We start from the raw sequence: 12,822 nt of genomic DNA on the forward strand, positions 1-12,822 counted from the left end.
CCCGAAAGGATGAGGTAAGGTGTAGCCCCTTCACCCCTTATCTCTTCATTCCTGGAGTATCGAATGACCGGATTGTTCATCGTGGTGGCGGCGCTGGCATTTCTGATGCTGGCGGCGTATCGGGGCTACAGCGTGATCCTGTGCGCGCCCATCGCAGCCATGGGCGCGGTATTGCTGACGGATCCTTCCGCGCTGGCCCCCGTGTTTTCAGGCATTTTCATGGAGCGCATGGCCGGTTTCGCCAAGCTCTACTTCCCCGTGTTCCTGCTGGGCGCCGTGTTCGGCAAGCTGATCGAACTGTCGGGTTTTTCCCGCGCGATCGTGCAGGCGGTACTACGCATGATCGGCGCGGAACGCGCCATTGTCGCCATCGTGCTGGTGTGCGCCGTATTGACCTACGGCGGCGTCTCGCTGTTCGTGGTGGTGTTCGCGGTGTATCCGTTCGCCGCCGAGATGTTCCGCCAGGGCGGCATTCCGAAGCGGCTGATGCCGGGCGCCATCGCGCTGGGTGCGTTCACGTTCACGATGACGGCGCTGCCCGGCACGCCGCAGATCCAGAACATCATCCCCACCACCTTCTTCGAAACGACCACGTGGGCCGCGCCCTGGCTGGGCCTGATCGGCGCGGCGTTCACGCTGACGGCGGGTATCGCCTACCTGGAGTGGCGGCGCAAGCGCGCGGCGGCGGCCGGCGAGACCTACGGGACCGAACTTCGCAATGAACCGACGACGCCGCCCAGCGAACGCGACCACCACCCGCTCGTCGCCTTGCTGCCGCTGGTGGTGGTAGGCGTGGCCAACTTCCTGCTGACGCGCTGGATCCCCGGCTGGTATCCCGCAGGCGCCGAGGTGAACCTGCCCGGCCTGCCCAAGCCGATGCCCGTGAACGCCGCCGATCAGGTCGCGCTGTGGGCCGTGATGGGCGCGTTGATCGCCGGCATCTTCACCATCCTGCTGTTCTCGTTTCGCAGCATCAAGGCGCACTTCGCCGAAGGCAGCAAAAGCGCCGTGTCGGGCGCGCTGCTGGCTTCCATGAACACTGCGGCCGAATACGGGTTCGGCGGCGTCATCGCGGCGTTGCCGGGCTTTCTGCTGGTGGCCGAGGCGTTGAAATCGATCCCCGACCCGCTGGTGGGCGAAGCCATCGCCGTGACATCGTTGGCGGGCATCACGGGATCCGCCTCGGGCGGCATGAGCATCGCGTTGGCCGCCATGGCGCAGACCTTCATCGACGGCGCCGTTGCCGCAGGCATCCCGATGGACGTGCTGCACCGGATCGCCGCCATGGCCAGCGGCGGCATGGACACGCTGCCGCACAACGGCGCGGTGATCACGCTGCTGGCCGTCACCGGCCTGACGCACCGCCAGTCCTACGGCGACATTTTCGCCATCACGTTGATATCGACCATGTCGGTGTTCGTCGTGATCGCGGTGTACTACCTGACCGGCATCGTCTGATCGAAGGCCGTGGCGAACACGTCGGCCAGCCACTGCGTGAAGACGCGCACGCGGGCTGACACTTGCCGGTTCTGCGGGTATAGCACCGACACCGGCATGGGCGCGGGCGGCGCCTTGGGCAGCACGATCCGCAAGTGCCCCGCCGCCAGCTCGCGCTCCACCCGGTAGCGCGGCACCTGGGCCAGCCCCAGCCCCGCCAGCGCCGCGCCGGTGTAAAGCTCGGCCCCCGTCACGCTGATGACCGAGCCGGGACGCACCAGCACGTTGCGCCCGTCGACCATGAAGTCCAGCGCAATGCTACGGCCGGTGGCGCTGGACAAGTAATCCACGGCGCGGTGGCCCGCCAGGTCGTCCACGGTGGCGGGCGTGCCGAAACGCGCCAGGTAGGCGGGGCTGGCCACCGTTACCTGCGGCATCAGGGCAATCTGCCGGCCCACCAGCGACGAATCCTGCAAGGCGCCCGCCCGCAGCACACAGTCCACGCCCTCGCGCACCATATCCACCAGGCGGTCGTCTTCGCCCAGGTGCAGGACGATGTCGGGATAGCGCTCAAGAAAGCCCGGCAGCCCCGGCATCACGAAATACTTGGCCAGCGTGCCCTGGGCGTTCACGCGCAGCAGCCCCTTGGGCGCGGTGTTCAGGAACGCACCATCGGCCTCTTCCAGGTCGGCCAACAGGCGTACGCATCGCTGGTAATAGGCCTCGCCGTCGTGCGTCAGCCGCACCTGGCGCGTGGTGCGTTCCAGCAACCGGGCGCCCAAGCGCCTTTCCATGCGTTTAATCAGGTTGGTGACCGTCGCGCGGGGAATCTGCAGGTCTTCGGCTGCCTGGGAAAAACTGCCGCGCTCCGCGATGCGGACAAACACCTGCATTTCCTGAAAACGATCCATCCGAGCCCCAATTATTAATGCAAATGGAATTATGTTAGCGAATATAGGGTAATTATCTTCCGTTTGGAATAGTCCATCATTCGTTTCACCCCCTTCCCTTCTCGGAGATCGCGCATGAACACCCAAGCTTCTCAATCGACCGCGACCGCGCAACGCGTCGCCCTGGTCACGGGCGGATCCCGCGGCATCGGCGCCGCCATCGTACGCCGCCTGGCCCGCGACGGTTTTGCGGTCGGCATCAACTACGCATCCAACTCCGCGCAAGCCGACGTGCTGGCCAAGGAAATCCAGCAGGCCGGTGGCCGCGCCGTCGCGGTGCAAGCCGACGTGTCCAGGGCGGCCGACGTGCGCGCCCTGTTCGACAAGGTCGAATCCGAACTGGGCCGCATCAGCGCACTGGTCAACAGCGCCGGCGTCCTGAAGGTGCAGCCGCTGGCCGACACCTCCGACGAGGACTACGCGCAGACCTTCGACATCAATACGCGCGGCACCTTCAACACCCTGCGCGAAGCCGCCACCCGGCTGGCCGATGGCGGCAGCATCGTCAACGTGTCCAGCACGACGATTGCGCTGAACCTGCCGGGCTATGCGGTCTACATTGCCAGCAAGGCCGCCATCGAGAGCTTCACGCACGTGTTTTCCAAGGAACTGCGCGGCCGCCGGATCACCGTGAACGCCGTGGCCCCCGGCCCCGTCGCCACCGAGCTGTTCTTGAAGGGCAAGAGCCCCGAACTGATCGAGCACTTCGCCAAGATGCCGCCGCTGGAACGGCTGGGGCAGCCCGACGACATCGCCGGCGTCGTGTCGTTCCTGACGGGGCCGGACAGCGGCTGGGTCAACGGCCAGATCCTGCGCGCCAACGGCGGCGTTGCCTGACACAGGCCCGTCGCAGCCCGCGATTTCCCATCGCCAGGCCGCGACGTCGTCATCCGAACGCATGAGTCCCGCCGTCCCCACGGCGTTTCGCGCGTCGCCCCGATCCGCGCGAATTTGCGAAGGTCCTCATCCGTTGCGCCGATGCGTGTCTCCGCCGAGAGGCCGAGACGCCGCCTCAATCTGCAAGACTTTTGCATTGTTCGCTCGCGCTTTTGACTTACTGACAAGTCTGGCCACTCGAACGAGGTTTGCATGAGACGACAGCCGGAAGCTCTGTATTAGGCTGATCCGGCAGTACTCCGACTCACCTTGATCGATTGGACGAAAGCACATGAATCAACTCATTCATCCAGACTGCCACCCCTTTACCGCAGCGGGCAACATGAAGCAGATTTCAGCGTTTTACGAGGAGGGACGTCGTGTCATGTGGATGATGCTCCGGGCGCAGCCCCGGCCCTGCTTTAACCACGAACTCATCGACGAAATCATGACCCTGGCGCGGGCTGCCAAGGATTCGGGCCTGCCCATCGACTTCTGGGTGACGGGCTCGCTCGTGCCCCAGATCTACAACGTGGGCGGCGACCTCAACTTCTTCGCCGAGGCGATCCGGACCGGCAAGCGCGAAGCCTTGCGGGCCTATGCGCGGGCATGCGTGGATTGCGTGCATGCGGCCTCACGCGGGTTCGATACGGGCGCCATCTCGCTGGCCATGATCGAGGGCACGGCGTTGGGCGGCGGCTTCGAGGCCGCCCTGGCCCACCACTTCGTGCTGGCGCAGAACAACGCCCGCATGGGTTTCCCGGAAATGGCGTTCAACCTGTTCCCGGGCATGGGCGGCTACTCGCTGGTGGCGCGCCGCTCCGGCATGAAGCTGGCCGAAGACCTGATCAGCACGGGCGAATCGCATACCGCCGAATGGTTCCACGGCAAGGGGCTGGTGGACGCGCTGTTCGAGCCGGGCGACGCCTACCGCGCCACGCGCACCTTCATCGACGTGATGCGCCCCAAGCTCAACGGCATGCGGGCCATGCTGCGCGCGCGCCAGCGCGTGCTGAACCTGTCGCGCTCTGAACTGATGGACATCACCGAGGACTGGGTGGAAGCCGCGTTCGCGATCGATCCGAAGGACCGCGCCTACATGGAACGCCTGGTCATGGCGCAGAACCGGCGCACGGCCTCCAGCGCCGACGCGACGCAGGAAGCCACCATGCACTGATCCGCCACGGGCGGACGCCGGCTGTATCAGGCGATCAGATGCAGTCGGCGGCGCTGGGCCAGCCAGGTCGAAAACTCGCTCGCGGGCATGGGCTTGGCATACAGGTAGCCTTGCTTGGCATCCACGCCCAGCGTATCCAGGAACGCGGTTTCTTCCGACGTTTCCACCCCTTCGGCGATCACCTTCAGTTCCAGCGTACGCGCCACGGCCACGATAGCCCGCGCCAGCGCCTGCGACACCGGGTTCTCGTTCACGCCGCGCACGAAGCTGGCGTCCAGCTTGATGGCATCCAGCGGAATGCGGGCCAGTTGCGACAGCGACGAATAGCCGGTGCCGAAATCGTCCAGGTGCACGCGTGCGCCCAATTGGCGGAACTGCTTGATCAGGTCGATAGCCGCGACTTCGTCTTCGATCAGGCAGCTTTCCGTCAGCTCGATGTCCAGCAGGCACGGGTCCAGTTCCGCGTCGCCGATGGCGCTCATGAAGTCGCTGACCACGCCCTTGTCGTCCAGCTGCCGCGCCGACATATTGATGGCGATCCGGATGTTCAGGCCTTCACGCTTCCAGGCGGCCGCCTGGCGGGCGGCCTCGCGCATCACCCACACGCCCAGCGGCGAGATCAGGCCCGATTCCTCGGCGTACGGGATGAAGACGCTGGGGCAGACCATGCCGCGTTCGGGGGAACGCCAGCGCAACAGGGCTTCCACGCCGTCGACCTCGCCGGTCCGCCCGACGAGCTTGGGCTGGTAGTACAGCATCAGGTGGTTCTCGGCCAGCGCCTTGCGCAGGTTCGTGTCCAGCCACACGTAGTCCGCATTGCGGCGGTCCATGTCGGGTTGGAACACGCGGTAGGTATGGCGCCCCGCTTCCTTGGCCACGTACATCGCGATGTCGGCGCTGCGCACCACGCTGTCCAGGTCGGCGCCGTGGTCGGGGTACATCGCGATGCCGATCGAGCAACTGGTGTAGACCTCGATCAGCCCCTGGCGGAAAGGTTCGCGCAGGCGTTCGATGATGCGCTCGGCGGTGGCTTCCAGCTCCCAGGCCTGGGCCTGTTCCTGCAGCACGATGAACTCGTCGCCGCCCAGCCGGGCCAGCGTCTGGCCTTCGGACAGGCAGGTCGAGATCGCCACCGACACGGCCTTGAGCAGGCGGTCGCCGAAGCCATGGCCGTAGTGATCGTTGATGCGCTTGAAATTGTCCAGGTCCAGGAACAGCACGCCGCCCCGCCCTTCCTTGCCGGCCGCCAGCGCCGCCTTCAGGCGCGTCGTGATGGCATGCCGGTTGGGCAGGTTGGTCAGCATGTCGGTATTGGCCAGCACGCGCAGGCGCTCCTGCGCCTGGCGTTCTTCGGTGATGTCGGTGCCCGAGCAGATCAGGTACACGCGCTTTTCGCCGCTGCCGCTGGTGACGAACTTATTGCGGAACAGGAACAGCCGGGGGCCCTTGACCGTATTGATCAACCGTTCGGCCTCATAGGACTGCCCGCGTTTGTAGAATTCCGCGATATTGCGGCGCGAGGCCATGGCTTCTTCGCGCGTCATGAACATCTCGAACACGCTGCGGCCAACGATGTCCTGTTCGCGCTTGCCGGTGTATTCCTCGCTCAACTTGTTGAAACGTTGCACGCGACCGTTCTGGTCCACGATGACGATCACCGAGTTGGCTTCGGACACTACGGTTTCGGCAAACGACAGCCCTTCGACCAGGTCCTTGGCGACGGATTCAGTGTCGGAATGCGCCGATGCGGTGCCGGCCCATTCGTTGGGATTGATCTTGCGGCCTACCAGATGCAACCGCAGCAGATCCCCGTATAGCGAGATATCGATGCGCAGGCTGGACGTAATGCCCGTCAGCGAACGGACGGCGTCGGCCTGTTCCGGACGCAGCGCCATCGCGATATTGGTCGCTCCCTTGACGGCGGAGAGCTCAAAGGCGTCGCTATCGGCGGCCAGACGCCAATATGGACTGTGCGTACCGAAATGCGTGTACAGGATCGACCTTTCGTCCTGATGCTCTGTCATCGTGGTATCCCCCCACTGTCCTAAGGCCTGCCACACTAAAAGTAGGCGCCTTTAGTATGACCAGTCGTAGCTGGACCGAAAAGTACATTACGGCCAAGCCTGGGCGGGGTCAACACCTATGTGCAGCGCGTCAAACGCTGTATTGCGGATTGTTTCACCGACTATCACGGACGTGTGGAAAACCCGATCCCTGACAACATCTTTAATTCGCCGCCACGTCCCGGCGCGCACGCCTTGTTGCGCCGGATCGCACCGCAACGCACAAACAAAATCGCCGAAGATTCCATGAAGAAATCTTCGGCGTGTCGCGTAAAAGGCGCAACCCGGCGGATCAACCCGACGGATCAGTCCCCCTTCACCCCGGCTTCATCGATCACCTTGGTCCAGCGGGCCAGTTCGGCCGACACGCGGGCGCTGGCGTCGGCAGGCGTAGTCCAGGTGGCGATGGCGCCCTGGTTCAGCAGCGATGCCTTTACTTCCGGCTTGGCCAGGATCTTCTTGAGTTCACCGTTCAGGCGGTCGATGACCGGAGCCGGCGTATTGGCAGGCGCCACGATGCCGAACATCGAGCTGACCTCGAAGTCCTTCAGGCCCGCTTCGGCGGCGGTCGGCACATCCGGCAACGCGTCCACGCGCGCAGGCGACGTCACCGCCAGCGCACGCAACTTGCCCGCCTTGATATTGGCCTGCGCGGCCGGCACGGTTTCGATCATGCTGAGCACCTGGCCGCCCATCAGGTCGGTCATGGCTGGGCCACTGCCCTTGTAGGGCACGTGCAGGATGTCGACGCCCGCCGTGCGCTTGAACATTTCGCCGGCCAGATGCTGGGGCGAGCCGTTGCCGGCCGAGGCCATGGTCATGTAGCCCGGCTTGGACTTGGCCAGCGCGATGAATTCCGACAGCGTCTTGGCCTGCACCGACGGGTTGACGACGAACACCAGCGGCACCGTGCCCACGATGGACACCGGCGCGAAGCTCTTTTCCACGTCATAGGTAACGCGGCCGCGATACAGGGCGGCGTTGATGGAATGGCTGGTCAGCGCGCCCATCAACAAGGTGTAGCCGTCGGGCTGCGCCTTGGCGACCTGGTCCGCGCCGATGTTGCCGGCAGCGCCCGCACGGTTCTCCACGATCACCGACTGGCCCAGCGCGCCCGTCAGTTCCTGCGCCAGCACGCGGCCGATCACGTCGGTCGCGCCTCCGGGCGGATACGGGACGATCAGGCGGATGGGCTTGTCCGGGTACGCGTCGGCCGACAGCGCCGGGGCGGAAACGCCGGCACAGAGGGCCAGCAGGGAAAGCAGGACGGCACGGCGCGGCCGCAGACGCAGGTCTGACATTGAGGTCTCTCCAGCCGGGATGAGTATAGGAATGGACGGACGCCCGGCTCGTCAACGGCGCCAGTGTAGGAGTCCGAACTTGATAGAAGAATCAGAATTTTTCTATCGACTGATCTGAAATACAGATCAATATATCGGCGCGCATAAAGCGCTTGCGGGATGCTTCAAAGGGTAGCTATGATCTTGGCCCTGGATTATCAATAATATTATCGGGATTGAAAATGACGGACGAGACGAAAGGCGGCAAGCCCGCAGCGGGGCCTTTTGACAGCGACAGCGCCACCGCGCAGGGCGTGGCCCGCGGGCTGACGAACTACGGCGACAAGGGTTTCTCGCTGTTCCTGCGCAAGGCCTTCATCAAGGGCGCCGGTCTTTCCGACGACGCACTGGCCCGTCCGATCATCGGCATCGTCAACACGGGCAGCAGCTACAACCCGTGCCACGGCAACGCGCCCCAGCTGATCGAAGCGGTCAAGCGCGGCGTGATGCTGGCCGGCGGCCTGCCGATGGACTTCCCGACCATCTCGGTGCACGAAAGCTTCTCGCAGCCGACCAGCATGTACCTGCGCAACCTCATGTCCATGGACACCGAGGAGATGATCCGCGCGCAGCCCATGGACGCCGTGGTGCTGATTGGCGGCTGCGACAAGACCGTGCCGGCCCAGCTGATGGGCGCCGCCTCGGCCGGCGTGCCCGCCATTCAGCTGGTCACGGGCTCGATGCTGACCGGGTCGCACCGCGGCGAACGCGTCGGCGCCTGCACCGATTGCCGCCGCTACTGGGGCCGCTACCGCGCCGACGAAATCGACGCGCCCGAAATCGCCGACGTGAACAACCAGCTGGTCGCCAGCGTGGGCACCTGTTCAGTCATGGGCACGGCCAGCACCATGGCCTGCATCACCGAAGCGCTGGGCATGATGGTGGCGGGCGGCGCATCCGCTCCGGCCGTCACAGCCGACCGCGTACGCGTGGCCGAACGGACCGGCGCCACCGCGGTCGCCATGGCCGCGTCCCGGCTGACGCCCGACCAGATCATCAACGGCAAGTCCATCGAAAACGCCTTGCGCGTGCTGCTGTCGATCGGCGGCTCCACCAACGGCATCGTCCACCTGACCGCCATCGCCGGCCGCCTGGGCATCGATATCGACCTGGCGGGCCTGGACCGCATCAGCCGCGAAACCCCCGTGCTGGTCGACCTGAAGCCGTCGGGCCAGCACTATATGGAAGATTTCCACGACGCCGGCGGCATGCTCGCGCTGCTGCGCGAACTGCGGCCCTACCTGCACCTGGACGTGATGACCGTGTCCGGCCGCACGCTGGGCCAGGAACTGGACGACGCTCCCGCGCCCTTCACGCAGGACGTGATCCGCACCGCCGCGTCGCCCATCTACCCCGTGGGCGGCCTGGCCGTGCTGCGCGGGAACCTGGCCCCGGGCGGCGCCATCATCAAGCAGTCCGCCGCCAACCCCAAGCTGATGGAGCACGAGGGCCGCGCGGTGGTGTTCGAAGACGCAGAAGACATGGCGCGGCGCATCGATGACGACGCGCTGGACGTGACCGCCGACGACATCCTGGTGCTCAAGCGCATCGGCCCGACTGGCGCGCCCGGCATGCCGGAAGCCGGCTACATGCCGATCCCGAAAAAGCTGGCGCGTGCGGGCGTCAAGGACATGGTGCGCATTTCGGACGGCCGCATGAGCGGCACGGCGGCGGGCACCATCGTGCTGCACGTCACGCCCGAGGCCGCCATTGGCGGGCCGCTGGCTTACGTGCAAAATGGCGACCGCATCCGCTTGTCGGTGGCCCAGCGTGAAATCGCGCTGCTGGTGGACGACGCCGAACTGGCGCGCCGCGCCGCGGCCCAGCCCATCACCCGGCCCACCGCCGAACGCGGCTACCGCAAGCTGTTCCTGCAAACCGTGACGCAGGCCGACCAGGGCGTCGATTTCGACTTCCTGCGCGCCGGCGTCACCCACGACACCGTGCCGAAGAAGTAACGCCGCCCCATGAACGCCATCACGCCCGACGCCCTGCAAGCAGAGGCCCCTGACGCCACGCAGACCGCGGTGGACGCCCTGGAAGAAGACATCGTCTTCGGCAGGCTGCACCCGCGCGAACGCCTGACCGAGGACGAGCTGATGGCGCGCTTCGCCATGAAGCGCCATGCCGTGCGGCAGGTGCTGGCGGAGCTGGAACTCTTGGGCGTGGTCGAGAAAAAGCGCAATATCGGCGCCGTCGTGCGGGCGTTTTCCACCCGCGAAGTGATGGAACTGTATGCGCTGCGCGAGGTGCTGGAAGTGCATGCCGCCAGCCAGATGCCGCTGCCCGTGCCCGAAGCGCGGCTGGCAGCGCTGGTAGCGGTGCAGCGCGAGCACGATGCGGCGGTGGCCGATGGCGACGCGCGCCGCGTGTTCCGCAGCAACCAGCGGTTCCACCGCGAGTTCTTCGGGCTGCTGGACAACGCCGTGCTGGGCCAGGCCATCGAGGAATACGCCCGGCGCACCCACCCCATCCGCTTCGGCACGCTGGTGGCCGCCGGCTACCGCGAACGCGCCCGCCAGGAGCACTGGGCCATGATCCAGGCGCTGCGCGACGGCGACCGGGCGGCCCTGATGACGGTGTGCCGCGATCACCTGCTGCCATCGCGCGACGCCTATCTGGCCTCGGAACAGGTGCGGCCGGGGCGCTAGGCCGGCACGCCGCTACCGCTACCGCTGCGCCGCCCTGCCCGTCCTATTTGAACGGATTGGAATCGGCCCCGTAGGCGCCGGCGCCCGCGCCCCCGCCCACTTCCAGCGACACCGAACTGGGGTCGACCGTCGGCGCGTCGCTCTTGTAGTGCATCACCATGCCCGGGAACGCCATGACCGCGGCGACCATCAGCAACTGGATCACGATGAACGGCACCGAGCCCCAATAGATCTGCCCCGTGGTGACGGGTTCGATCATCTTTCCCGTGACCCGGTCCTTGTAGCGGTCCCGCGGCGCCACGGACCGCAGGTAAAAGAGCGCGAAGCCGAAAGGCGGATGCATGAACGACGTCTGCATGTTGACGGCCAGGATCACGCCGAACCAGATCAGGTCGATACCCAGCTTGTCGGCCACCGGCCCAAGCAGGGGCACGATGATGAACGCCAGTTCAAAGAAGTCCAGGAAGAAGGCCAGCACGAAGGTCAGGACGCTGACGACGATCAAGAAGCCCCACTGTCCGCCGGGCAAGCCCGTCAACAGATGCTCGACCCAGAGGTCGCCGTTGACCGCGCGGAAGGTCAGGCCGAACACGGTGGACCCCACCAGGATGAACACCACGAAGCAGGACAGCTTGGTCGTCGTGTCCATCGCCTGCTTGAGCAGGTCCAGCGACAGGCGGCGGCGTATCAGCGCCATCAGGATGGCTCCCACCGCCCCCATGGCGCCGCCCTCGGTCGGCGTGGCCACGCCGATGAAGATCGTGCCCAGCACCAGGAAGATCAGCGCCAGCGGCGGAATCATCACGAACGTCACCCGCTCGGCCAGCGCCGACAGCAGGCCCAGCCCCAGCGTCTTGTTGATCAACGCGATGACGAAGGCCGTGGCGCCCCAGAACAGCAGCGCCACCACGATGCGTTCGTCGATCGGCGCGGTGTTGTTCTCGACCCAGAGGCCCAGGAAGTAGGCCGACACGGCCGAAATCGTCATCAACACCAGCAGCGACCGCCCGCCGCGCGTGCCGTTCGGCTCCTGGAAGCGGCGCGCCTCTTCGGGCAGCGCCGGCGCCGACGCCGGCTTCAGCAGGCTCATGATGACGATGTAGACGATGTACAGCCCGGCCAGCACAAAGCCCGGCACCATCGCCGCCCGGTAGATGTCGCCGATGGAACGGCCCAGCTGGTCGGCCAGGATGATCAGCACCAGCGACGGCGGGATGATCTGCGACAGCGTGCCCGACGCGGCGATCACGCCGCTGGCCAGCTTGCGGTCATAGCCGTTGCGCAGCATGATCGGCAGCGATATCAGCCCCATCGAAATGACCGAAGCCGACACCACGCCCGTGGTCGCGGCCAGCATCGCACCCACGAACACCACCGCGATGGCCAGCCCGCCGCGCACCGCACCGAACAGCTGGCCGATCGTCTCAAGCAGGTCCTCGGCCATGCCCGAACGCTCAAGCACCAGCCCCATCAGCGTAAAGAACGGCACCGCCAGCAGCGTATCGTTGGAAATGATGCCGAACACCCGTTGCGGCAGCGCCTGGAACAGCGAGGAATTGAGCAGGCCCAGTTCCATGCCCACCAGACCGAACAGGATGCCGTTGGCCGCCAGGGCGAACGCCACGGGAAAGCCCAGCAACAGGAAGATGATCAGCGTCGCGAACATGATCGGCGCCAGATTGGCAATGAAGAACTCCATGATCAGCGACCCTTGTTATCCAGTTCACGCACAGCGGCCGCTTCGCGCGCTTGCGCTTCACGGGCGATTTCTTCGGCCAGTTCCTCTTCGGCGCTCTTGGCGCCCTCGCGTTCGCGCGGGTCGCGGCAGCGCCCCATCAGGAAGCCGATGCATTTGATCAGGTGCGACAGGCCGGCAAGCACCAGCAGCGCAAACCCCACGGGGATCAACAGCTTGACCGGCCAGCGGATCAGGCCGCCGGAGTTGGACGAATGCTCGTTGCTCAGGTACGAATCCATGAACACCGGCCAGGACAGGTACATGATCAAGAGGCAGGCCGGCAGCAAAAAGAACAGCACGCCGAAGATCTCGATCCCCACCTGGGCGCGGCGCGACAGCCGCGACGCGATGATGTCCACGCGTACGTGGTCGTTCTTCAAGAGCGTGTAGCCCGCCGTCAGCAGGAACATCGCGCCAAACATGTACCACTGCATTTCCAGCCAGGCGTTGGAGCTGAAGTGGAAGAACTTGCGCACGATGGCGTTGCCGGCGCTGACCAGGACGACCAGCAGCGTCACCCAGGACACGATCCGGCCCATCCGCAGGTTGATCGCGTCTATGCCGCGCGACAAGGCGAGTAGTGCTTGCAT

At 65.5% G+C, this 12,822-nt stretch carries 10 protein-coding genes; 5 read left to right on the plus strand and 5 right to left on the minus strand.

The genetic code is table 11. The features are described 5' to 3' along the window. The first annotated feature begins 63 nt into the window (after nucleotides 1-63). Nucleotides 64-1,458 carry a GntP family permease gene (locus tag CEY09_RS09890; protein ID WP_088588493.1) on the plus strand — a complete coding sequence of 465 codons (1,395 nt, stop codon included), beginning with the start codon at nucleotides 64-66 and terminating at the stop codon, nucleotides 1,456-1,458. Here CEY09_RS09890 and CEY09_RS09895 read toward each other — a convergent pair. Then, nucleotides 1,437-2,348, minus strand: coding sequence for a LysR family transcriptional regulator (locus tag CEY09_RS09895; protein WP_088588494.1), 912 nt, complete (start codon nucleotides 2,346-2,348; stop codon nucleotides 1,437-1,439). The two genes, CEY09_RS09890 and CEY09_RS09895, sit on opposite strands and share 22 nt — an antisense overlap. 114 nt (nucleotides 2,349-2,462) lie before the next feature. On the opposite strand from CEY09_RS09895, the gene CEY09_RS09900 reads away from it, so the two are divergent. Both CEY09_RS09900 and CEY09_RS09905 read left to right on the plus strand, forming a co-directional pair. Next, complete coding sequence (locus CEY09_RS09900) at nucleotides 2,463-3,224, plus strand: SDR family oxidoreductase (protein WP_088588495.1); 762 nt, start codon at nucleotides 2,463-2,465, stop codon at nucleotides 3,222-3,224. Nucleotides 3,225-3,555: 331 nt separating this feature from the next. Further along, nucleotides 3,556-4,440, plus strand: coding sequence for a crotonase/enoyl-CoA hydratase family protein (locus CEY09_RS09905; protein WP_035212931.1), 885 nt, complete (start codon nucleotides 3,556-3,558; stop codon nucleotides 4,438-4,440). A gap of 26 nt (nucleotides 4,441-4,466) precedes the next feature. Here CEY09_RS09905 and pdeR read toward each other — a convergent pair whose 3' ends face one another. Together pdeR and CEY09_RS09915 are read right to left on the minus strand one after the other, a co-directional pair. Continuing rightward, nucleotides 4,467-6,464 (minus strand): cyclic di-GMP phosphodiesterase, encoded by a 1,998-nt coding sequence (pdeR, locus tag CEY09_RS09910; protein ID WP_088588496.1) that lies wholly within the window; start codon nucleotides 6,462-6,464, stop codon nucleotides 4,467-4,469. Between the two features lie 344 nt (nucleotides 6,465-6,808). Beyond that, on the minus strand, nucleotides 6,809-7,804 hold the full coding sequence (locus CEY09_RS09915) for a Bug family tripartite tricarboxylate transporter substrate binding protein (RefSeq protein ID WP_088588497.1): 996 nt from the start codon (nucleotides 7,802-7,804) through the stop codon (nucleotides 6,809-6,811). A 221-nt stretch (nucleotides 7,805-8,025) separates the two neighbouring features. Here CEY09_RS09915 and CEY09_RS09920 point away from each other — a divergent pair, with 221 nt between their 5' ends. Together CEY09_RS09920 and CEY09_RS09925 are read left to right on the plus strand one after the other, a co-directional pair. Further along, on the plus strand, nucleotides 8,026-9,801 hold the full coding sequence (locus tag CEY09_RS09920) for an IlvD/Edd family dehydratase (RefSeq protein WP_167390043.1): 1,776 nt from the start codon (nucleotides 8,026-8,028) through the stop codon (nucleotides 9,799-9,801). 9 nt (nucleotides 9,802-9,810) lie between these two features. Beyond that, nucleotides 9,811-10,494 (plus strand): GntR family transcriptional regulator, encoded by a 684-nt coding sequence (locus CEY09_RS09925; RefSeq protein ID WP_088588498.1) that lies wholly within the window; start codon nucleotides 9,811-9,813, stop codon nucleotides 10,492-10,494. 43 nt (nucleotides 10,495-10,537) lie between these two features. Here the strand turns inward: CEY09_RS09925 and CEY09_RS09930 are convergent, their stop codons facing one another. Further along, nucleotides 10,538-12,193: a TRAP transporter large permease gene (locus CEY09_RS09930; RefSeq protein WP_088588499.1), complete on the minus strand. Its 1,656-nt coding sequence runs from the start codon at nucleotides 12,191-12,193 to the stop codon at nucleotides 10,538-10,540. Between the two features lie 2 nt (nucleotides 12,194-12,195). Further along, complete coding sequence (locus CEY09_RS09935; RefSeq protein WP_088588500.1) at nucleotides 12,196-12,822, minus strand: TRAP transporter small permease subunit; 627 nt, start codon at nucleotides 12,820-12,822, stop codon at nucleotides 12,196-12,198.

This window comes from Achromobacter marplatensis, assembly GCF_002209535.1.
Taxonomy (GTDB): domain Bacteria; phylum Pseudomonadota; class Gammaproteobacteria; order Burkholderiales; family Burkholderiaceae_B; genus Achromobacter; species Achromobacter marplatensis.